The 23,011-nt window shown below is 43.7% G+C and carries 19 protein-coding genes; 14 read left to right on the top strand and 5 right to left on the bottom strand.

What is annotated here, in order from left to right; all coding sequences use genetic code 11:
* Positions 1–7: 7 nt before the first annotated feature.
* A complete protein-coding gene (locus PSM36_RS09770; protein WP_076930743.1) occupies positions 8–1,234 on the top strand; it encodes a M16 family metallopeptidase in 1,227 nt (408 codons plus the stop codon).
* Here PSM36_RS09770 and PSM36_RS09765 read toward each other — a convergent pair.
* The gene (locus PSM36_RS09765; protein WP_076930742.1) at positions 1,225–2,028 is read right to left on the bottom strand and encodes a hypothetical protein; all 804 of its coding nucleotides are present in this window, start codon (positions 2,026–2,028) and stop codon (positions 1,225–1,227) included. The two genes, PSM36_RS09770 and PSM36_RS09765, sit on opposite strands and share 10 nt — an antisense overlap.
* 29 nt (positions 2,029–2,057) lie before the next feature.
* Positions 2,058–2,705, bottom strand: a complete 648-nt coding sequence (locus PSM36_RS09760; protein WP_154671003.1) for a helix-turn-helix domain-containing protein — start codon at positions 2,703–2,705, stop codon at positions 2,058–2,060.
* 170 nt (positions 2,706–2,875) lie between these two features.
* Between PSM36_RS09760 and PSM36_RS09755 the strand changes: the two genes are divergently transcribed.
* The 4 genes from PSM36_RS09755 (at position 2,876) to PSM36_RS09740 (ending at position 8,820) form a co-directional block, all read left to right on the top strand.
* Positions 2,876–3,502, top strand: a complete 627-nt coding sequence (locus PSM36_RS09755) for a porin family protein (RefSeq protein ID WP_083711006.1) — start codon at positions 2,876–2,878, stop codon at positions 3,500–3,502.
* A 194-nt stretch (positions 3,503–3,696) separates the two neighbouring features.
* Positions 3,697–5,148: a D-alanyl-D-alanine carboxypeptidase/D-alanyl-D-alanine endopeptidase gene (gene dacB, locus PSM36_RS09750; RefSeq protein ID WP_076930740.1), complete on the top strand. Its 1,452-nt coding sequence runs from the start codon at positions 3,697–3,699 to the stop codon at positions 5,146–5,148.
* Positions 5,149–5,276: 128 nt separating this feature from the next.
* Positions 5,277–7,067: an ABC transporter ATP-binding protein gene (locus PSM36_RS09745; RefSeq protein WP_076932171.1), complete on the top strand. Its 1,791-nt coding sequence runs from the start codon at positions 5,277–5,279 to the stop codon at positions 7,065–7,067.
* Positions 7,060–8,820 carry an ABC transporter ATP-binding protein gene (locus PSM36_RS09740; protein ID WP_076930739.1) on the top strand — a complete coding sequence of 587 codons (1,761 nt, stop codon included), beginning with the start codon at positions 7,060–7,062 and terminating at the stop codon, positions 8,818–8,820. Before PSM36_RS09745 ends, PSM36_RS09740 begins: the two co-directional genes overlap by 8 nt.
* Here the strand turns inward: PSM36_RS09740 and PSM36_RS09735 are convergent.
* The gene (locus PSM36_RS09735) at positions 8,782–9,432 is read right to left on the bottom strand and encodes a metal-dependent transcriptional regulator (protein ID WP_197684897.1); all 651 of its coding nucleotides are present in this window, start codon (positions 9,430–9,432) and stop codon (positions 8,782–8,784) included. The two genes, PSM36_RS09740 and PSM36_RS09735, sit on opposite strands and share 39 nt — an antisense overlap.
* Before the next feature lie 164 nt (positions 9,433–9,596).
* Between PSM36_RS09735 and PSM36_RS09730 the strand changes: the two genes are divergently transcribed.
* The 6 genes from PSM36_RS09730 (at position 9,597) to PSM36_RS09705 (ending at position 15,870) form a co-directional block, all read left to right on the top strand.
* Positions 9,597–10,649 carry a metal-dependent transcriptional regulator gene (locus tag PSM36_RS09730; protein WP_076930738.1) on the top strand — a complete coding sequence of 351 codons (1,053 nt, stop codon included), beginning with the start codon at positions 9,597–9,599 and terminating at the stop codon, positions 10,647–10,649.
* Positions 10,633–12,879 (top strand): ferrous iron transport protein B, encoded by a 2,247-nt coding sequence (gene feoB / locus PSM36_RS09725; RefSeq protein ID WP_197684896.1) that lies wholly within the window; start codon positions 10,633–10,635, stop codon positions 12,877–12,879. Before PSM36_RS09730 ends, feoB begins: the two co-directional genes overlap by 17 nt.
* Positions 12,880–13,170: 291 nt before the next feature.
* Positions 13,171–14,244, top strand: coding sequence for a CobW family GTP-binding protein (locus PSM36_RS09720; protein WP_154671002.1), 1,074 nt, complete (start codon positions 13,171–13,173; stop codon positions 14,242–14,244).
* 32 nt (positions 14,245–14,276) lie between these two features.
* Positions 14,277–14,810, top strand: a complete 534-nt coding sequence (locus PSM36_RS09715; RefSeq protein WP_232001403.1) for an FAD-dependent oxidoreductase — start codon at positions 14,277–14,279, stop codon at positions 14,808–14,810.
* A 429-nt stretch (positions 14,811–15,239) separates the two neighbouring features.
* On the top strand, positions 15,240–15,470 hold the full coding sequence (locus tag PSM36_RS09710) for a hypothetical protein (RefSeq protein WP_076930736.1): 231 nt from the start codon (positions 15,240–15,242) through the stop codon (positions 15,468–15,470).
* Positions 15,451–15,870 carry a putative toxin-antitoxin system toxin component, PIN family gene (locus tag PSM36_RS09705; RefSeq protein ID WP_076930735.1) on the top strand — a complete coding sequence of 140 codons (420 nt, stop codon included), beginning with the start codon at positions 15,451–15,453 and terminating at the stop codon, positions 15,868–15,870. Before PSM36_RS09710 ends, PSM36_RS09705 begins: the two co-directional genes overlap by 20 nt.
* 309 nt (positions 15,871–16,179) lie before the next feature.
* Here PSM36_RS09705 and PSM36_RS09700 read toward each other — a convergent pair whose 3' ends face one another.
* A complete protein-coding gene (locus tag PSM36_RS09700; protein WP_076930734.1) occupies positions 16,180–16,695 on the bottom strand; it encodes a DUF234 domain-containing protein in 516 nt (171 codons plus the stop codon).
* A gap of 353 nt (positions 16,696–17,048) precedes the next feature.
* On the opposite strand from PSM36_RS09700, the gene PSM36_RS09695 reads away from it, so the two are divergent.
* From PSM36_RS09695 to PSM36_RS09685, 3 genes are all read left to right on the top strand, one after another.
* Positions 17,049–17,882, top strand: a complete 834-nt coding sequence (locus PSM36_RS09695) for a class I SAM-dependent methyltransferase (RefSeq protein ID WP_076930733.1) — start codon at positions 17,049–17,051, stop codon at positions 17,880–17,882.
* Positions 17,883–18,005: 123 nt separating this feature from the next.
* On the top strand, positions 18,006–20,768 hold the full coding sequence (locus tag PSM36_RS09690) for an outer membrane beta-barrel protein (RefSeq protein WP_076930732.1): 2,763 nt from the start codon (positions 18,006–18,008) through the stop codon (positions 20,766–20,768).
* A gap of 205 nt (positions 20,769–20,973) precedes the next feature.
* Positions 20,974–21,852, top strand: coding sequence for a hypothetical protein (locus tag PSM36_RS09685; RefSeq protein ID WP_076930731.1), 879 nt, complete (start codon positions 20,974–20,976; stop codon positions 21,850–21,852).
* Positions 21,853–21,936: 84 nt separating this feature from the next.
* Here PSM36_RS09685 and PSM36_RS09680 read toward each other — a convergent pair whose 3' ends face one another.
* Positions 21,937–22,794 (bottom strand): DUF4848 domain-containing protein, encoded by an 858-nt coding sequence (locus PSM36_RS09680; RefSeq protein ID WP_076930730.1) that lies wholly within the window; start codon positions 22,792–22,794, stop codon positions 21,937–21,939.
* Positions 22,795–23,011 lie beyond the last annotated feature (217 nt).

Here is a 23,011-nt window from a genome sequence, read left to right as displayed (position 1 = left end):
TTTTATAATGACACATACTCATACTTTATCGAATGGTTTACGCATCATTCACCGTTCTTTTCCATCCGACATATCCTATTGCGGGATTGCGGTAAATAGTGGAACCCGTGATGAATTTCCTGCTGAGCAGGGTATGGCCCATTTTGTGGAACATATGCTCTTCAAAGGTACGGAGAAGCGTAGGGCCCATCATGTTGTCGACCGGATGGAGAATATAGGAGGAGAGCTTAATGCTTACACTTCCAAGGAAGAGACGTTTGTGTACGCCGCATTTCCGGAAGAATATTTACCCCGTACCATGGAACTGTTGAATGATATTGTTTTTCACTCCCGGTTTTCCGACCGGCAGATCGAAAGGGAACGGGAAGTGATCATCGATGAAATTCTTTCATATGAAGACTCACCTTCGGAACTGATATATGATGATTTTGAGAATCTGGTGTTTGCCGGCCACGATTTGGGGCACTACATACTGGGCGATCCTGAAACACTGCAATCATTCAATAGCGGGAACATGAAGCGTTTCGTTGAGAGACAGTATCGTCCGGATAATATGGTCTTTTTTTCTTTCGGAAAAACCTCTTTTTCAAAAGTTATCCGGATGGCCGAAAAGTATTTTTCGTCTGCATCAAATCCGTCGAATGAAGCATTACCCCTTAAGCAGCGTATATCCCCGGCTATCCTGGTTCCCGAAAAGACGGAGATGCAAAAAGATACATCCCAGTCGCATGTCGTGATGGGATGGCGTACATTCAATATGTATCATCCGGATAAATATGTATTGTATATGATCAATCATATACTGGGTGGAGGAAGCCTCAACAGCCGGCTCAATGTTTCACTCAGGGAAAAACACGGATTGGTCTATCATGTGGAATCAAATCTGACATTGTACTCCGATACCGGCCTGTTCACCATCTACTTTGCTTCCGATCCGAAATTCAGGGAAAGATGCCTGAGACTTATCAACAAAGAAATTGAGAAAATCATGCAGACTGAATTAACTCCTACACAATTAATGCGGACCAAACGGCAGTGGAAGGGGCAGATGGGTATTGCTGCGGAAAATCATGAAAACAATACGTTGGGAATGGGAAAAGCTTTTCTGCATTTTAACCGCTACACCCCGTTGAACGAGGTCTATTCCCGGATCGACGGGATCACACAACAGGAAATCAAAAGAGTAGCCAACGAAATATTCTCAACATCTCCTTTTCAGTTGAGTTATGTGTGATCTGCCGATGGAAGCGTCCTGCCGGCACTATTTTTGTTTCTGCCAATCTTATAACTCAATATGGTGCAGTACAAAGAAATAGCAAGTAGAGGTATATGTAAAACTCCCAGGAACACAGTAGAAGGATTGAGGAATGAAACCATATTGTAGAGACCTATAATTACCCCGATAAGTGCTGTGATGCGATAAGTAACAACATTTATATTCGGGATATTCAGCGTCATAATGGTGAGAAATAATGGTGTCGTCAAACAGAAAGCGGTTGCTGAATTTATATGGAAAAAATGCAACGGATTCAAATTGATTCCATTGGGTGAAAGAGGACACCAATATGCAAATAACGCGAGGGGTATCATCCAACTATATTTCCATTTAAAGTGTGAAAATGAGTAATCGTTTTTCGATTGAAATGTTTCCAATATCCACACGTAGGCTACGAAAAGAAACATTATCACATTCACGGTCACTATGCTTAGTCCATATCGTTCTGTCACAGCTATATTTTGGATAAAAGCAAAAAGGATATAACTGACTGCAACATATATATTGAAGATAAGTTTCATCCTGTTTTTCAGTATAACCAGCAGGACTAAGGTTAAAAGGGATAAAGCTTGGAAATAGATATTGTAATTGCCGAATCCCATCTGAAGTGAATTTTGAAGTGTAGTGTAAATAATACTACTAATGGCGCCCGGTTGAAAATTCTTACTTGCATACGGCATCAATAAGGATTGTGATGCCACTAAGACGACAAAAAACCACCATTTCCTTGAGATATGTTCCAATTTTCTCATTTTATTAATCTGTTAAGTTCATGGCAAAATTAAGGTTTTCGGTTCACTGAGAATTGTAAAAAACGGTCATCCTCGTTTTTTAACAGTTTCTTAGGAGACTCTCCCGTATATTTTTTGGTCTCCTTAATATAGTGGGATTGATCGTAATAATTTAAATCGGGATATAAAGTGCTCTCTTTGATAGATTCAAAAGAGCTTCTCAACCGGATTATATTTAGAAAGGTTTTTGACGAAAGTCCGAATTGTTTGTTGAAATAGCGGTTAATTCTTCTTCTATCCCAGTGAGTTATGTTGGCCACTTCTTCCACATTCAAATCGGGGGTATATACTGTAGTTAGTAATAGCTGCTTCTCTTGGTCAATCTCTTTTTCCCGGATTATCCTGGATAATTTTTTGCCAATTTCTATTGTTCTGTCACTGAACGGTAAAGAATCTAATTCCTTCAATCCCCAAAAGTTGGGGTTTAATAGTAAAATAGAATCCAGAATAGAACTGATTTCTCTATTAAAAATGTACTCAGAGGCTAATTCCCACTTTTCAAATACCATGATAAGTTCAAAACATCCATTCGGGAAAATAGTATGGTGAATGTCCTTCCCCTTACTTTTGTATTCCCAAAAGCATTTTATAAACGATGATAGTTCTTTTTGTGGGGTAATCTCTATATAGTCCATCATATTTGCTCGTCTACATAGCAAAAATAATGAATAAATATGAAAGGTAAAACAATATCAGGCTGCCGGGTGTTGTAACTACAACTTTAAACTATTTCCGTAAGAAGTGGTCTGAATGCAAATGAAGACATAATCTTCAAACAAACTAAATTTTTAACTAAAAGAACGAAATTATGAGAAAAATGAAATTTTCGCTGATCGCGGCGATGCTTATCATGGTAACGGCAGCGAGTGCCCAGGTAAACCTTGGAGTAAAAGGTGGTGTGAACATGTCGAACTTCTATGGTGACGAATTGGACGACAGAAATGCAAAGGTTGGATTCCACATAGGTTTGGCGGCTGATTATGAATTTATGTACAACAGTGCTATCCAAACGGGATTGTTCTTCACAACCAAAGGGGCGAAATATGAAGGCTCCCTCGGATCGGTATCCGGAGAAATTTCAGTTAACCCGATGTATCTGCAACTGCCCGTTCATTATGCGTATAAACTGGATGTTTCCCCCGGAACCCGCATTGTTTTTCATGCAGGCCCCTATGCTGCTTATGGAGTAGGAGGAAAAACAAAGTTTAAAGTATCATCAGGAAATGGTTCTGCTGAACGTGACGGAGAAAATGTGTTCGGAGACGACAAATTACTCAAACCGTTCGATGCCGGTTTAGGTCTCGGTGTGGGTGCCGAATTTGGTCCTATTCTGATAGATCTGGGCTGGGATATGGGATTAGTGAATATCTCCAATGTCTCCGACGGAAATATCAAAAACCAGAACGCTTACCTTTCTGTGGGTTATAAATTCTAACCATAGCCCAAAAAATAATTATAAATAGATTATCAATTAGGATGACTCTCTACCAGGGTCATCCTTTTTTATTTCTCTCTAATTTTCCGACCGGGATCAATATTCTTCCGGATTATTCATTATATTTGTAATTCACGTGTATAAATTACCTGCACCCGATATTCACGTTGTACTGACAATAATACTACTGAATCATGATAAGATATTTTCTTGCTACAATTATCCTTTTGGGAACCGGGTTTGGCTATTCACAGACAGCGCTGCAGCGTTTTATTAATCATCCCTCACTGAAGCATGCTTCGGTAGGGGTCTCCGTCGTGGAACTGAAGAGCGGTCAACATATTGTTTCACACGACGCGGAAAAATCACTTACACCGGCATCGACACTAAAACTGCTTACCACCGCTACGGCGTTGGAAACTTTCGGAGATAATTACCGTTATAAGACCGAAGCGGGGCTTGATGCCAATGACCCGTCACGTATCCTGGTGTTTGGCTCCGGCGATCCCACACTGGGTAGTGAAGCCTTCGGGGAAAATCGGAATGCCTTTTTTATCAATGGTACCGAAGCACTCGCCAAAGTACTTCCTAAAGACAAGGAGTATACCATTTATGTCGTGGATAATCTGTTCGGTTATGATGGTGTCGCGCCCGGATGGACATGGATAGATATAGGAAATTATTATGCTGCAGGCGCTTATGGTATCAGTATTTTTGACAATAGCTATCGCTTGTTTTTTAATACGACTGACAGAAATAGTTGTCCTCGTATCCTGCGTACAGAGCCGGAAATTAAGGGACTAACCTTTCAGAATTCGCTTTCTTTGAATAGTACCGGGAGCGATAACGGATATATCTATGGTGAGCCTTTCTCGTACGATAGGGCGGTGCGGGGGAATATTCCTGCAGGCAGGACAGAATTCAGTATTAAAGGAGATATCCCCGATCCGGGGTTGTTGTTAGGACAAACGTTGGCTGATTATCTTTCCCGTGTCGGTTTCCAGATAGGAAATGTGGAAACGGCGCGTAATGATTATCTTTCGGAAATTTGTGCGACAGACCGGAAGTCAACTCCCTATCGTGTCGGAAAGGTGATATTTACACAAGTATCGCGTCCCATGAAGGATATTATCCGGGAGATAAATGTGGAGAGTAACAACCACTATGCGGAGCACCTTATCCGTACCATGGGGCGTTATAACAAAGGTGATATATATACTGATCCGTTAGAGGCCGGAATCGAATATACAGAAGAGTTTTGGAAAGAAAGAGGGATTTCAACCTCCTCATTGCAGATGTTTGACGGTTGTGGGCTGGCTCCACAAAACGCAGTAAGTGCACAATTTCTGACCGACCTGTTGGTATATATGTACAATAGAAGCAGTCATTCCACAGTATTTTTCAACTCGCTGCCAAAGGCAGGGCAGGAGGGTACGCTCCGGAGTTTCCTCCGGAATACGAAGCTAACCGGTAAAGTTGTTGCTAAAAGCGGTAGTATTGGCGGAGTACAATGTTTTGCCGGTTATCTGATCGATGGCAATAAGAAATACGCATTTGCCGTGATGGTAAATAAATTCAACGGCACCCGCCCCCAGGTCAGAGGAGCCATTGAGCAGTTTTTATTATCCGTAGATCACAATATTTGAAACCAAATTACCTACCATGAGACTCCCTATAAATGATGGCATTTTTTTAAGAAAATCCCAATTTTGAGGGATTGAAATGAATGTTCAGAGGCAGTAATTTTGTGAAAAATGTAAACACAATGCTGCCTATGAGACAAAAAACATCCACATTCAACCTGTTGAGAAGCCATATAGGAAAGAAAGGTGGGCTGATGCCATTTTCCATCGTGCTCTCGGTCTTGGGAAACCTGATAGGGATGATACCGTTCGTTTGCGTATGGTTGATCATCCGCCTGTTATTCACGCAAGGAGCCTCCGCTTCGGGTAATGAAATTGTCCGTTATGCCTGGTGGGCCTTCGGTTTTTCCATCCTCTTTATTCTGCTTTATTTTACCTCGCTGATGTTATCGCATCTGGCTGCTTTCCGCCTTGAGCGCAATCTGCGTTATTCGGCTATGCAAAAAGCAGTGCACATGCCGTTGGGCTTTTTCACAAAGAACAGTACCGGAAAGATGCGGAAAGTGATTGATGATAATGCGGGCATTATTCACACATTTGTTGCACATCAGATGCCTGACCTGGCCGGAGGCATAACGGTGTTTGTCACCACGCTCATATTGATGTTCGTCTTCGATTGGCGTCTGGGGCTTGCCTGCCTGATCCCGCTGGTGATTGCTTTCGCACAGTTTTATCTGATGATGGGGAAGAACTATGCTGCCACCATGCGGCAATATATGACCTCGCTTGAAGCGATGAATGCCGAAGCAGTGGAATATGTACGCGGAATTCCCGTGGTAAAAGTGTTCCAGCAAACGGTCTATTCGTTTAAGCGGTTTTATGATAGTATCATGGATTACAACAAATGGGTGAAGGAATACTCCGCATCCATGAAGAAATCGATGTCGGTCTATACCGTAGCCATTAACGGATTTGCTTTTCTGCTCGTTCCCCTGGCAATTATTCTGATATTTATCGGTGGTAACTGGCAACAGGTGTCGTTGAATCTGATTTTCTACGTGCTTATCACACCTTTTTTCGGGCAATGCATCATGAAGTTGATGTACGTTATCGATGGTTATCGCCAGGCCGGTGAAGCTGTAAAGCGGATCGAAGCGATGACGGACGAAAAACAGCAGCTTGTGACCCCGCGGCCGTCGACGCCCATGCCGGCCATTTACGATATCCGTTTTACCGATGTTTCTTTCCGTTACGACGGGGCGTCGAAAGATGCACTCTCCCATATTGATCTGATTATTCCGCAGGGGAAGACTGTTGCGCTGGTAGGTGCTTCCGGAAGCGGGAAGACGACCCTGGCACGCCTTATTGCCCGTTTCTGGGATACCGGCCGCGGTGTGATATCTATCGGTGGCGTCAATGTAAAACAGATCCATCCTGAAGAACTAATGAAACATATATCGTTCGTTTTTCAAAACACCGAACTCTTTAAAACCTCCATCCGGGATAATATTCTCTATGGCAATCCTGATGCAGTACCTGCCGATATCGACAGGGCTATCGAACTGGCGCAATGCCGCGAGATCATCGACAAGCTGCCAGCTGGTCTTGATACAAAAATAGGGACGGAAGGTATTTATCTTTCAGGTGGTGAACAGCAACGTATTGCTTTGGCAAGAGCCTTCCTGAAAGATGCTCCTATCCTGCTTCTCGACGAAGCTACCGCTTTTGCCGATCCCGAAAACGAACAGGAGATACAGCAGGCGTTACGTCGTCTCATGCACGGCAAGACGGTAGTGATGATCGCTCATCGCCTCACCTCGGTGACAGATGCCGACACCATCGTGGTGATGGAGCAAGGCCGCATTATCGAAAAGGGAACACATTCCCAATTGTTTCAAAAGAAGGGACTTTACCGCCGTATGTGGAACGAATATCAACAATCAGTCCAATGGGACATTAGAAAGACAACAAAATATGCTTAAATATATACAAAAACGGTTCGCCATGAGCGAACAGGGTGCCCGGGATTTTATCAAAGGAGTATTATGGACTACTTTGCAGAACTTTTCATTCATGCTGCCGGTAATTTTGGTATATCTTTTCCTGCAACATTTCTTGTCACCCTATTTGTATGGGAAGGAGGTAGTGACGACTTCTATATGGGAATATATTGTCTTCAGTATAATGGCTATCGGGATCATTTATGTCATTACCCGTTTTCAATATGAAAACACCTATGTGAATGTGTATAACGAAAGCGCCGTACGCCGTATCTCGCTTGCCGAAAAACTACGTAAACTGCCGCTTTCTTATTTCGGGGAGAAAAACCTGTCCGATCTTACCTCAACGGTCATGCAGGATGCTACCGACCTGGAACATACCTTTTCACATGCTGTTCCGCAATTAGTGGGTTCATTTGTCACGTTGATATTGGCGATGATCGGGCTCGGCTTTATGAATTGGCAACTGGCACTCGCCGTCTTCTGGGTCGTTCCCGTAGCCTTGACCGTTCTCTGGATCACCAAGAAGATGCAGATGAGAGAGCATCAGACAAGTTATTTGCAAAAACGTGCGGTTACCGAGAAAATTCAGGAAGGGATTCAGCAAATCCAGGAGATCAAGTCATACGGACAGGAAGAAATATATCTTCATGAGCTGTCGAATGAGCAAGAGCGGTTTGAGAAAGGGCAAATCAAAGGAGAGTTACTTATCGGGGTGATCATTAACACCGTGCACGCCCTTATCAAGTTGGGAATACCCACGCTGATACTGGTCGGGACGACCTTGTTGCTTGCCGGTAAGGTAAATTTCCTGACATACCTGTTCTTCCTGATCCTCTCTTCCGTGATCTTTAATCCGTTGCTCAACGCATTGGAACATGGAGCAGTACTGTTCTTTCTCGATATTCGTATCAACCGGATGAACGAAATTATGAATCTGCCTGTACAAACCGGAACCGCTGGTTATTATGTGGACGATTATACCATTCGTTTCGACCATGTCGGTTTTTCTTATAAAGACGATGAGGAAAAAGTGTTGCACGATGTCTCGTTTGAAGCCCGTCAGGGAGAAGTGACAGCATTGATCGGTCCTTCGGGCGGCGGTAAAAGTACAGCGGCCAAACTGGCTGCCCGCTTCTGGGATGTAAACAGCGGCACCATCACCCTCGGTGGTACGGATATCACTACTATCGATCCTGAAGCCTTATTGAAAAATTATTCGATTGTTTTTCAGGATGTAGTACTCTTTAATGGATCGGTGATGGACAATATCCGCATCGGTAAAAAAGATGCCAGCGACGGAGAAGTATTGTGTGCAGCGCATGCTGCTCAGTGCGATGACTTTGTACACAACCTCCCGGATGGATATCGTACGATTATCGGTGAAAATGGCAGTACACTTTCGGGCGGGGAGCGTCAACGTATATCCATTGCCCGGGCGTTATTGAAAGATGCGCCCATCGTGTTGCTGGACGAGGCAACTGCTTCTGTGGATGCGGAGAACGAAACCAAAATACAGGCCGCTATTTCGGAACTCGTCAAGAACCGTACCGTGCTGATCATCGCCCACCGAATGCGCACGGTAGCCAATGCCGATAAAATCGTCGTACTGGAAAACGGACGTGTAGCCGAAATCGGTTCTCCGTCAGCACTTATAAAACAAAATGGGCTTTTTGCCCGGATGCTTCGCATGCAGTCAACCGATGTCCCCCGGGAACGGGATATCTCTGTGTGATGTTGCTTCTACCAGAAGCATATCGCAAACGTCTTTGCTCAATGTGGCCGTAGCGCCTTCATTATATCGAATGTTGATGCTTTTGTCAAAAGGCTCAATGTTCTCTATGATGAAGGTTGTGTGTAGAGATATTCTTTTTTCGTTGAGATAGTTTAATAAATCTCTATCGTCGCTATGCAATCTCCTGAGAATTACAACAGATCCATTCTTTGCGTCCGACAATCGCATATATTTTTTAGAGGTTATGATTCCGTTTTGATTCGGAATAGGCGAACCGTGAGGGTCTGAGGAGGGATTGCCGAGCATTTCATCCATTCGCTCAAAAAATATTTCCGAATTCACATGTTCTATTTGTTCAGCAATATCGTGGACTTCTTCCCAACCAAAATTCATTTTTTTCACCAGGAACATTTCAACAATCCGGTGTTTCCGGACGATAAGCGCAGCCTCTTTCTTTCCTTTGTCGGTCAACCTTACAGGCTGGTATTTCTCGTAAATAACCCACCCGCCATGGTGAAGCTTTTTTACCATGCTGTTGACTGTAGGGATACTTACACGTAAGCGTCGGCTAAGTTCCGACAAAGAAATGATTCCCATTTCTTCATCGATCATATACATGTTTTTTAGATAATCTTCTTTTGTTTGAAAAGCCATAGCCTGTTTTTCATACAAAGATAAAGATAATCTTTTATTTTTTTGTTAGATTAGTCTAAATATATATCTTTGTCGAGTCTAAATATTGATTGGGTTGAATAACGAATCATAACAAACATCGTATGGAGAATTATTTATATGCCATTGTTTCGGTATCGATTTTTGCTTTGCTTATACTTTTCCTGTTTTGGGTGTTTTGGCCCAAGAAAGGGTTGTTGGCAAAATTAAAAAAATTGGGAGCCTATAGGCAACGTGTGTTGTTGGAAGACGCTCTAAAATATTTATACGATTGCGAATACAAAGGCGCGGTATGCAAATCGGAAAATCTTTTGAACAATTTAGGCATATCACAAGAAAAATTGAACAGTCTTTTAAAGCGCCTTCAATCGCTGGAGCTGGTCTCCTCGAAAAACGATACATATATCCTGACCGAAGCGGGACGCTCTTACGCTTTGCGTGTCATCCGGATGCACCGCCTCTGGGAGCGTTACCTCGCCGATGAAACCGGATTGGCCCATACCAAATGGCATACCCAGGCCGATTATCTGGAGCACACAATGTCCGGCGAAGATATTGATAAGCTTGCTGCCCGTATCGGTAATCCGGCTTTTGATCCGCACGGTGATCCCATTCCTACCGCCTCGGGGGAGCTCCCCACACATAAAGGGAAACCGTTGAGCGGGTTAAAAGAGGGTGATGTGGCACGTATCATCCATATAGAGGATGAACCGGTGGAGATTTATCAGCAACTTGCCATTGAAGGGCTGTACCCCGGATTGCAAATATATGTATTGAAATCGGATAAAGATAGCATAACATTCGCCGCCGATGGCGAAGAGCGGACACTGATCCCTCAATTCGCAAAGGAAGTTACCGTAGAAATAGTGGCGGCTGAAAACGTTGCTTGTGTCAAACAAGAACGGCTTTCGTCGCTTAAGATTGGGGAAAAAGCGGAAGTTGTGGGGATTTCACTCAATTTTCAAGGGCAACAGCGTCGCAGATTGATGGATTTGGGCATTGTTCCCGGACAGCGGATTTCCGCCATCATCCAAAGCGCGTCAGGCGACCCGGTCGGTTATCGCATTATGGGGACTACCATCGGGATTCGAAGAAACCAGTCCGATCAGATTTTCATCAGGAACAAAGAAAAGGAGTATTATGGACATACAGAATAGTTGCGCAGCTTGCCCGCTATATCATAAGGAAAACCTGATGCGTTTGGGGGTAGACTTGGAAAATACCGATTATGTCATTACGCTGGCAGGAAATCCCAATACGGGGAAAAGCACGGTCTTCAATAACCTCACGGGATTGAGGCAGCATACGGGCAACTGGCCGGGTAAAACCGTAACCCGTGCTGAAGGAGCTTATTCCTACGGTGGAAAACGATATAAAGTGGTCGATTTGCCGGGAACTTATTCATTACTTTCTACGAGTGTCGATGAAGAGGTAGCCCGCGATTTCATACTGTTCGGCCGACCGAATGTTACGGTTATAGTCGCTGACGCAACCCGTCTGGAACGAAATTTGAATTTGGCTCTCCAGATCCTTGAAATAACTGATCGCGCCATACTCTGTCTTAACTTGATGGACGAGGCCCGGCGAAATCATATCGAAATAAATGTACGTGCACTTTCACGCGAGTTGGGTATTCCGGTCATTGCCGCGTCGGCACGGAGCAAACAAGGAATGGAAGAGTTGCTGGCTGCCATTGAAGAGGTGGCTTCAGGGAAATATGTTTGCCGGCCCCGCCGGACAAAAAACCAGCCGGCCAATTTAAAACATGCAATATCGGTTGTTACTGAAAAGATAAACGAGGTTTTCTCTGATCTTCCCAATGTGAGTTGGGTCGCTTTGCGGCTACTCGAAGGCGACCAAAGTATTATCGACGCCATTCGGTCGGGTGATCTGGGCCTGTTGAAGCAAGATTTACCTTCTACCCTTTCGGAAAATGCGGATAGTTCAAAGAGGAAATTACCGACAGAAAAAGAGCGGGAAGAGATATTGTCTGCGGCAAATACGGAGCGTTGGAATCTGGGACTCAACTTCCACGATGCCGTCATCGAAACCATTTACTCGGAAGCATCGGCGGTTGCCCGGAAAACAGTTTCCATATCGGGGAGCAGACCTTACAGCCTCGATCTGAAGATCGATAAAATCGTAACGAGTAGGTGGTTGGGCTTTCCTATCATGTTTCTGCTGCTGGCAGGTGTTTTCTGGATAACTGTCTCGGGCGCTAATTACCCTTCGGGTTTGTTGTTTTCTCTGTTGGTTGACAAATTGCATCCTTTGTTGAAAGAACTGACCATGGCGGCTCATTTTCCATGGTGGCTGAGTGGCGTTTTAATTGACGGAGCCTATTTATCGATGGCATGGGTGATATCCGTCATGCTTCCGCCAATGGCTATCTTCTTCCCACTTTTTACGCTGCTGGAAGATTTCGGATACCTTCCCCGTGTGGCTTTCAACATGGATAATCTGTTCCGCAAAGCGGGAGCGCACGGTAAACAAGCGCTTACCATGAGCATGGGGTTCGGATGTAACGCTGCCGGGGTTGTGGCGGCACGGGTTATTGACAGTCCGAGGGAGCGTCTCATCGCCATTATTACCAATAATTTTTCGCTGTGCAACGGACGGTGGCCAACCCAAATCCTGATTGCCACCATCTTTATTGGGGCGGCTGTACCGGCAGGCATGGCCGGAATTGTTTCCGCCGGGGCAGTTGTCGGTGTTGCCTTATTGGGAATCTTCCTGAGCCTTATCGTTTCGTGGGGACTGAGTAAAACCGTGTTGAAAGGGGAAGCTTCCACATTCAGCCTGGAACTACCCCCGTATCGTCCTCCACGGATATGGCAAACATTATATACTTCGCTCATCGACCGGACCATTTTTGTGTTATGGCGAGCCATTATTTTTGCTATTCCCGCCGGGATTATCATCTGGTTGGTGGGCAATGTTAAAATAGACGGGATTAGTCTGGCCGAATATTTTATCGACTGGTCAAACCCATTGGCGTTCGTTTTCGGTTTAAATGGTGTTATCTTACTGGCTTATATCATTGCCATCCCGGCCAATGAAATCGTGATTCCTACAATACTGATGCTCACTGTGCTGATGACGGGGATGCCGGATGTGGGAGATGGTGCCGGAGTGATGTTCGATGCCGCTTCCATCAACCAGACGAGAGATATTTTACATGCCGGGGGGTGGACAACACTGACAGCTGTAAATCTCATGCTGTTCAGCTTACTCCACAATCCTTGTTCCACTACTATTTTTACGATTTATAAGGAGACCAGGAGCTTGAAATGGACGATGTTTTCTACTTTTCTACCTTTGGTCATGGGGTTCGCGGTTTGCTTCCTGACCACTCTCTTTTGGTCTTTGATGCACCAAGTTATTTGAATTTCCCGGAATTGAGAAAAGCCACACTCACCTATATTCATTTTGTTGAAGAACCCTCTGAAGGAAAAGCGAAAGTGGATATTCTTTTCAGAATATTGCAAGAACAACTTCCGGACGATGATTTTATAAAGGTTTAATAGCGGGGAGACAGGATAATCTGTTTTGTATGAGGCTTATTATTTTTAATGAAACAGTGTTGCATTTGCGGTAAAGTTGTATATTTGTATTTCCATTACACAGATATTGATAGAATCCGTCAAGGCAAATATTGTAATCTCTAAAAACGTAAACATGGACAATAATCGATATGAAACAGCAAAACCCGTAACCATCATTTCCGGGTTTCTTGGCGCCGGCAAGACCACCTTTCTGAACGAATACATTACTTACCGGAAAGGAATACGCCCGTTTATCATTGAAAACGAACTGGGTGAGGAAGGTATTGATGCCGGGCTGATCGTCGCACCCGGCACGGACGTGTTTGAGTTGAACAACGGCTGTCTTTGCTGTAGCCTCAATGAAGACCTGTTCGACCTGTTGGATGCATTGTGGAAACGGAACGATGAATTCGACGAACTGATCATCGAGACCACAGGCATAGCCGACCCTGCGACCATCGCACAGCCGTTCCTGGTCTATCCGGAAATAGAGGAGTGCTACAAATTGGAAAGGACCATCTGCATTGTGGATGCCCAACAGATCGATTTTCAACTGGAAGAAACCGAAGAGGCGCGCAAGCAAATTACCTTTGCGGACATCATCCTGATCAATAAATGTGATACGGTGCGTAAAGGACATCTTTCCGGATTGGAGGAATTGCTTCGAAATATCAATCCGTTTGCCGTCATACTATCGGGGGATAAAGAGTCGGGTTATCCTCTGGAAAAAATAATGGCATTCAACCGTGATGATTTCGACGGCAAAATATTCCCATCCGGGGCAACCGGTAAGGACGGGCACGATCATCCCATTCTTCATCCGGCCCCACATGCCGATGTAGAGAACCATTCACACCCTGACACACATCCGAATCATGAGGAATTTCACCATCACAGCATCAGTTCGCTCAGCTTTGTGTTCGACAGGCCGTTCAACCTCGACCGGTTCGGCCATCGCCTGATGATGTTCCTCAATATCCAGGCGAAAAATATATACAGGGTGAAAGGTTTTATATGGGCAAACGATGAGCCGCAAAAGGTGATCGTCCAGTCGGTCTCTAATATGCTGGCCATTACAATGGGGGAGAGATGGCCCCCTGAGGAAATGCCCAAAAGCAGGTTGGTGTTTATCGGTAAAGACCTTGCCTCACGGGGATTGGAAAAGATGTTGGCGCAGTGCCTGGACAAAGATTTTATTTATCCCTGATGTGATGAGCCAGTTTTACAAAATTCAATCGTATGACAGACATCGAGGGTTTTTCAGCATGTTGGGGAATTACGGTCATCCATTGCCCCTATTGCCATGGCTATGAAGTAAAGAATGAAAGGACAGGTATTTTAGCCAACGGGTATTTTGCCTTGCACTATGCGCAATTGGTACGGAACCTTACCCGGCACCTGACTGTTTTCACGAACGGCAAGGCCGATTTTACACAGGAACAAGCGGATAAATTTGCCAGACATAACATTCCGTTGATTGAGAAAGAGATTGCTTCCTTCGATCACGAAAACGGAAAGATCAGGCAAATCGTCTTTAAGGATCATTCAACTTTTGCGCTCCAAGCCCTTTACGCACGTCCTGCGTTTGAACAACATTGCAAAATACCCGAAATGTTAGGTTGCGAACTAACGGAACAAGGGCTTATCAAAACAGATATGTTCCAGAAAACAAGTATAGCCAATGTCTTTGCTTGTGGCGACAATACAAGTCCGATGCGTTCCGTGGCCTATGCGGTAGGTGCGGGAAAACTTAACAGAATTAGCATACGATAGCGGATATTACGATCAATCACATTTCATCGGTGATTTTAAGATGTTTTCAGGATTAACTCCCAAACAACTGTTTGAGCAATGTCATTCCGTATCTGATTTTTTCGGGTAGTAAGGTAGGAATTATGATCATACCTCTAAGGTACCCTGACCGCTTGCGGCGGGGAGATTCATTGTCAGGCCATTTCAAAGATATTGCCGGCAGATTGGTTTCGGAAGCAACGTTTGTAATGCCGGCATAACAGGCGACAAAAATCAAACCAGTGAAAATTTAAGTCGAAACGCAGTGTTATCCAAATGCTTTTTATTATCTTTGTTTCAATCCTTAGTCAGAAATACTTGGGACAAGTTCTGTAACTAAATATTCCGGAGAGAAGCTGATAAGGAAAGAGAATTTGTATATTGGAATACGATTATAAATAAAGTAGAGAAATGAAAACGCTCAATATATCCATATCCGAAATAGAATACAATAAATTCGGGCTGAAGAATGACAAATTAAGTTTCAGTGAATTGCTTGATATTGTAAACAAGGAGTTACAAAAACGCAACCTCCGGAAATCCGTTGAACTTGCCGAAAAGTACAATCTTTCAAAAATGTCAATGGATGAAATAACGGATGAAGTTAAAGCCGTAAGACAAAATGCAAAGAATCGTCATTGACACCAATGTTATAGTATCGGCTCTAATCCAAAAGAACTATCCATTTCTGATTATTGACGAACTGTTTTTTGAAGACAAAATTCAGCTTTGTGTTTCCTCCGAACTGATACAGGAGTATTTTGATGTTCTGTCAAGACCCAAATTCGCTCGTTTCCCACACTTCATAAGTAAAGCCGAAAATATTCTGACAGAAATCGGATTAAAGGCCGAGTTATTCGAACCGGATACAAAACTAAACATCATTTCTGATAAGGACGATAATATGATTTTGGAACTTGCCGAAAAATGCAATGCCGATTTCATCATTACAGGAAACACAAACGATTTTACAATGTCTGAATACAAAAGCACAAAAATCGTAACACCCAGAGAATATTGGGAAAACCATAAACCTCGATAAAAAATATTCCCAAAGTCCTCATTTGTAAAATACGGGTCCTATAGTCACAATATCAGGAGCCCCCTCTTTTGTGGGTTTCGGGGCAACGTTTGTTATAACTTGTACTCGCCCTGTCGACTAAAACCGCCAACGGATTCTATACGTACGCCCCCACTACGGGCGTAGCCAGCCCCACACCGGTAATAACCACGGATGGGTATCCCTACACTTTCGTGTCTTTTGGAGAGTAGGCCTTGCTTTTGCTTGTCTTAATTTAAGGAGACAGAAACAAATGAATGGCTTTTTAGCCCTGCGGAAATAAACTTATTTTTACATATCATCGATAGAGAAACATTTTGTTTCAATCTCATACTGAAACAGAATTTTTTTGCGGATCGCTTCTACTTTCGTTTCAAACCAATCGGGCTTAAAGTTCTTGCGTTGCCGTTTCACTTCGGCAACCAAAGCTCTTTTGTCGTCCAGATAGATGCCTACAATATCTATTTCGTTCTGCTCCGTGCTTTTCTTGCCTTCCCACCAAGAACCAATATTACGGAACTCAAGGCTTTCCATCATCTTTTGACGGAAGTATATTTCGAGCGTTAAGCCGGAATAAGCAGGGAAATCGTTCTTTATAATGTCTGCCAAAGCAGGTAAATTCTGCGATTCAATCAGGTGATTGTACTTGATGAAGTACCTGGACCAAAAGCGGAGGAACATATCAGCAACCTCATAACGCACCGTTTGGGAACCGGTAAGTACGGTCATTTGGGAATGTAGGTTGAACGACAACTCCCGTGCCTTGCTCAACGCTTCCACTTCTGCTTCTCGATTATAAAACTTCATAACTTCTTCGCTTTAGAAAAATAACGGCAGTTATTATAACGTCGGTTATATTTGCAAATATAACAACTCATCCTGAAAATAACAATTTTTTGGGTAAAAGAATGTCATGTATCGTGCTTCGAATAGTTTGAGAATCAATTTGATATTCTATATAAGACTGTGTGTGTTTTTTAGATTGGTTAAATCATCTGCCGCCTAGACGGATTTGAGGGTAAACCGGCCTTTTGCTTAACGGAAACGTTCCTTATCCTATCGTAAATGGTAGGGAAGCAGATTAAATATCATAACATATAGGTATTGACACTGTTTTGTGATATACCTATTTTTGCATATTATAAACTTATCAGCATATTATGGAGAAAGTAATCCCTTCGATAAATGACAACATTGCCGATACGCTTTTCATCACGGTTTATATGCGTGCTTTGGATGCCCGGCAAAAACATCCTGTCCTGGGAGACAGGAGAAGTGAGGAATTGATGGACAGGATAGGTTATCCGTTCGAGAAGTATTCGGGCATCAAAACGATGAGCCGCTTAGGGACTTGCGTCCGTTTGAAATATATTGATGAACGGTTGGAGGACTTCATTGCGACGCGTGAAAAGGCGATCGTCGTGAATATCGGATGCGGGTTGGATGACCGGTATAGCCGTGTTAAAAATGCATCCAAAGCAATCTTCTATGAGTTGGATATTCCCGAATGCATCCAATTACGAAAACAACTCATGCCAACACACCCGAACCAGTTCCTGATTTCCGGTTCCGCGTTTGAACCCGGTTGGCTGGAGAAATTACGTGAAAAACATCCCGACGGTAATTTCATTTTTATAGCAGAGGGTGTATTCATGTATTTTTCTGAAAAAGAAATCAGCCGGCTTTTATGTTCCATTGTTGACAGTTTTCCCGGCGCCCGTATTATTTTTGACGGGCTCTCCGAAACACTGAGCCGACATTCCGATAAGCATGATACTTTGCGGAATGCGAAAGCTGTCTTTGCATGGGGTTTTGACGATAACCACATTTTTGAAAAGTGGCATCCGGGTTTGAAACTGGATAAGGTTTTCTATATCATGCATGGAATGCGCAAATACAGTTTTCCGGTACGCCTCATAAGTTATATCCCAATGTTCGGAAAGGGTTCCAAAATTATTTCACTGAGTGTACGCAATTTTGGAATTGCAAGATAGGCATAAGGACATTACCTTTGCAGCAGTATTAAAATACCGGACAGAACTTTCGCAAGTCCATTAAGTGAAATTTATGCCACTAAATTATACAACTTGCAAAAGCTGAATACTGAATAAAAGAAGATGGTGTGCAAAATCCGGTTATTATGCCTGTGCATGATGTTGCTGCCGGCCGTTTTATCTGCCCAACAGATTAAAACAGCCTATGGACAAACGTATGCCATATTCGAAGATGACACTCATATTCTGCCTGATGCCAATATCTCGGTACTCGATGCAAAAGACTCCACACTGGTAAAGGGCGGAGTCAGCGGTGCAGACGGACGGTTCAATATCCGGTTCACTGCCGCAAAAGACAAGTGGTATCTGTTGAAAGTCTCCTACACCGGTATGGAACCTGCTTTCCATAGATTAGACAGTCAGACAGATACCGTCGATATGGGCCGTATCCTGTTGAAAGAAGGGGTGGAACTGGCCGAATTCACCGTTACGGCACCGATGAGTGAGATCGTGCAGGTAGGCGATACCACTATAATCAACGCGGAAGCCTATAAAACCCCCGAAGGGTCCTATCTGGAGGAACTCGTGAAGCGTATCCCGGGACTGGAATACGATGTTACTAACAAATCCCTGCGATATAATGGAAAACCCATCTCCTCCATCAATGTGAACGGTGAGGAATTCTTCTCCGGCAACAACCGTATGGCACTGGAAAATCTACCCGTGGAACTCATCAGTAAAATAAAGGTATATGACAAACGAAGTGAGTTGGAAAAAGTGACCGGCGTCCGCTCGGGAGGGGAAAATTTCGTGTTGGACATACAGACCAAGGGCGAACTCGGCGGTGCTTTGATGGCATCGGCAAAAGCGGGGCGCGGGAACAACGGTAAGAAGGAACTTGAACTGGTGGGCAACTATTTCAGGCAGAGTGGGGAAAACCTGTCACTTATCGCCAATTCGGGCAACCGGCAGATGACATCCCGCCATAAGGATAACATCCAAAATATAGTGGGGACAAATTTCACCGTGAAGCCGGCTGAAAAAATTTCAGTGAACAGGAATCTCTCTTATATGGGCAATCGGGACGGAAGCCAATCCACCGGATTTACCGAGCAATATCTCACTTCGGGAAACCGGTATCAGCTATCCGGCGACGAAAGTACCAACAAACAACGCGCCATAAATTCCTATGCCGGTTTGATCTGGGAGATAGATGACAAGACCTTCTTTAATCTCTTCGGAAATTTTAATCTTATGCAGGGAGAGAATGCGAACAGCAACCGTCAGGTGATGTTCGATGCCGATCCGGGAGCCGACTTGTCAGATCCGTTTGCAGATATCGATAACCTTCAGGAAGACATGAAAATAAACGATATCCGTATGCGGTCACTTTCGTCCAACCGGATGAACAGCTATTCGGTCAGCGCAAACCTGACGCGTAAGATCAACCAAAAAGGAAGCAGCGTCAGCCTCGTTTTGCAACATTCCCATAACAAGGGCGACAACGACAGCTTTATGAACTCGTCTACTACCTACTACCGTTTGCAGGACGACACGGGGAACGACTCCATACTTCACCGCGTGCAATCGCACCTCAGCCCGTCTGCCAGCCGCGACCAAAGTCTCGGCCTGATGTTTACACATCCTTTCACGGAGAAATTCAACCTGCAACTCTCTTACAATCTGGCACACAATACCCAGGAGAGCGACCGCAACACCTACGACCTTTCCGCTTTTATCGACGGCGAAACGGATGATATACAACCCGGGCATTTGCCTGCAGGCTACGAAGCCGGTTATATCGACAGCCTGAGCAACCGCAGCGACAGCCGTACGCTTGCACACGATCTGGCCTTGCGGATGCACTATTCCAATGATATGTGGGACGTTAATACCGGACTTTCCGTCCGCCCCGAGCGGCGCAGTATCGACCAGAAGACCGGATTGCTGCAAGCCGATACCGCCACCCGCATCATCGGTTTTCAACCCTCAATGATGGCAGCGTGGAAGAAGGAAAAGTTCCAGTTCCGGTTTAATTACCAGGGCAATACGCAGCAACCTGCATTGACCGACTTACTTTCGCTCACCGATAACAGCGACCCGCTCAACATCACCCGTGGTAACCCCGGATTGAAACCTGCCTACAATCAATCTGTCCGTCTGGATGTGAACGATAACCGTCGTGATATTTTTGCTTCTCTCAACTGGCAGAACACCATCAATAGCTTCACCCGCACCGTGATTTACAACCTCCAAACCGGTGGGCGTGAAAGCTATCCCGTCAACATCAACGGAAACTGGAGCGGCAACGCCATGCTGCGATACCAGAATCGTATCCGCAGCTTCAGGATCGCTGCCCGCACAGGCAGCTCGTACAACCGTAACATAAACCTGGTCAACGAGGGGCAGAGCGAACAACCCGAGCGCAGCATTACCCGGAGCACAGGGGTGACCAGTAATTTGCGCGTGTCGTACCTGCCCCAATGGGGGAGTTTCGAGCTGACGGGCGACTGGCGTTTCCAACACTCCCACAATTCGTTGCGACAAACAGATAATTACACACGTAACTATGCCCTCACGTTCAATAATTTTGCCAATCTGCCCGGTGACGTCCAACTAAGAAGCGACGCCACCTATTCGTTCCGCAACGGCACCAATATTGCTAATGGAGACGACCAGTTTATCTGGAACATGGGTGTAACGTGGAAGTTCATGAGAAAAAAACAGGGTGAATTATCCGCTTACTGGTCGGATATTCTCAGTAAAAAGAAAGACTATAACCGCAATGTCACTGCCGACGGTTTCTATGAACGCCGTACCCAACAGATTGGAAGCTACTTCATCGTATCATTCAGATACAGCTTCAACCGCATGTTGCAGAAATAGAGAAGATTGCATGTAACCCGCAATCCCTCTACACCCCATTTATTGGTATTTCCATTTGTATCGTCGTGACCATATATCCGCATGAATTGGCTTTTCTCCCTATTTATTAGTATTTATATCCCGAAAAACCCTTATTTTTAGGTATTGCACAGTGGGTCAAAATAGTTAATTTTGTAGTGATAAGTTAACATGTCGACAACAAATTATGGAAACAAACAAGATTTATGTTTGGAAAACAGTAGCTTCTTTTTTATTAGTGTTATTCATGATGCCGTTAGGGCACGCGCTGATGATCACGATGGAACACCTGATGGATCGGACGACGATGCACTACGCGGCATTTGCCATGGGAGCCGTGGGGTTGTTCATCGTGATCCGCGGCGTATTTGCCAAGGGGGACACACGACAAACACTCTGGGGGCTTTTCGGCGGGCTCCTTTTCTGGACCGGATGGGTGGAATTTCTCTTTATGTATTACGCGCATCGCTACGGGGTGCAACCCGAAATTGTGAACGGTGAAGTGGTCACTAAACCCGAATACCTGATCCTTCCCGCCACCTTCGGCCTCTGGACGATGGTCATGGTGCTCTACCTGTTCAGTGCGCGTACCGGATGCAACTTCATCAACTGGTGGCAAAAACGGCTCTTCAGGGATAAAAAAGATATCATCGTGACGCGTCCCATGACCCGTCATGTTTCCATCGTCACCTTTATGGAACTGATCATGATCCTGTGGACTTCTTACCTGCTCTTGATGTTCTGCTACGATCCCAATTTACTTGGCGACCATCATCCGGTAACGTTCCTTGTAGGCCTGGGCTGTTTTATCGGATCGGTTTTTATGTTCATTAAACAGTTGAGAATCTGTGCATGGGGTGCGAATATCCGTTTCTCCATTGCAACGGTTATTGTGTTCTGGACGCCGGTAGAAATATTGGGAAGGGTAAACTTTCTCAATGAAATATGGGTTGCCCCCATGGAACATAAAACGGAAATGATCATCCTCCTGGGTGCTTTTATCCTCTTGGCTGTCTATTTGTGGTATGTAGCGGCAAAGAAGAAAAACCGTTTTGGTTTGAAATAAAAGCGAAAGACCCAAAACCGGCAAAAGTATAACTTTTGCCGGTTTTGGGTCTTATTTTTATCTATTTAGTAAAAGAGTACTGCGTTAATAATAATACCGAGCTAACTCCACATTACCTATACCTCTATCATTATAGCTAAGTTCCGATGACCAAATTTCCATTCTTCCTCTTAATATGCCAAGTTCTGGATAATACCTATAATTTACTCTGCCAAAATTAACAGTGATATCCTTGTATACTTTTGTGATTATTCTGAATGTTTTGCCTTCTTCATTTCTATACGATTGATATGGATATCCAAAATAAGGTGTTTCATAAAATTCAAAAGGATTATTAGCCGAGCATGATAGATTAAATTCTCCCATAAATTGCATATCATTTTTAAACCAACCTAGCCATTGTTTTTTCTTTCCAAGAAAGCGTACATAAATATCATCACCTGTTCTGCTCATCCAGATCTCGACACGTCTACTACTTGTTTGTGCTTTAGCATAATTAATTTGATTTGAAACCGTTGCTTTTGTAGATGAAATCATGTCATTCATTAATTCATCTATACTATTGTATGATGGAGCTTTACACAAGGAATCTCCGATTACATAGTTCCCATTTAAATTTATTATGCACTCAAGTTCTGAGTTAATATACTTGGAATAAGGAGAAAAATCTTCCTCACTTTCATCCTTAAAAAGGAAATCAGATGAATATTTTTCTTTGAATAATGTATATTTGGTTTTGAAATCTTCCAAATCTGCAGATGTATTTAGAATCACATCCAATTCCTCATCTGCTGCAATCATTATTGCCAAAGGACTTTGTATGCCTTTTTGTAAGGAGAACAAAAGTTTCTCTTTTTCATCTTTTCTATTAATTTCTCTTACAAAATTCTCAAAAGTCTCTTTGTCTTTAAATCTTAATGTCTTTTCAGAATTGATGATCATAACTGATACATTTTCTTCTTCACTTTGATCAATTGGTTCTATTGAAGTGTTTTTGTCACAAGAACCAAGAATGGTAACTAACCATAAAGTTAATAAATACCAAAGTTAATAAATACCAATAAGTTTTTTTTAATGTGTTCATAATAAAAATAAATTAGAATGTTTATGTATTCGCAAAATTATATAAATATATTATAGAAATAAAATTAAAATAAAA

It is taken from the genome of Proteiniphilum saccharofermentans, assembly GCF_900095135.1.
GTDB lineage: Bacteria > Bacteroidota > Bacteroidia > Bacteroidales > Dysgonomonadaceae > Proteiniphilum > Proteiniphilum saccharofermentans.
Note: the sequence above shows the minus strand (reverse complement) of the source record. Positions and strands in the feature narration are given on the sequence as shown.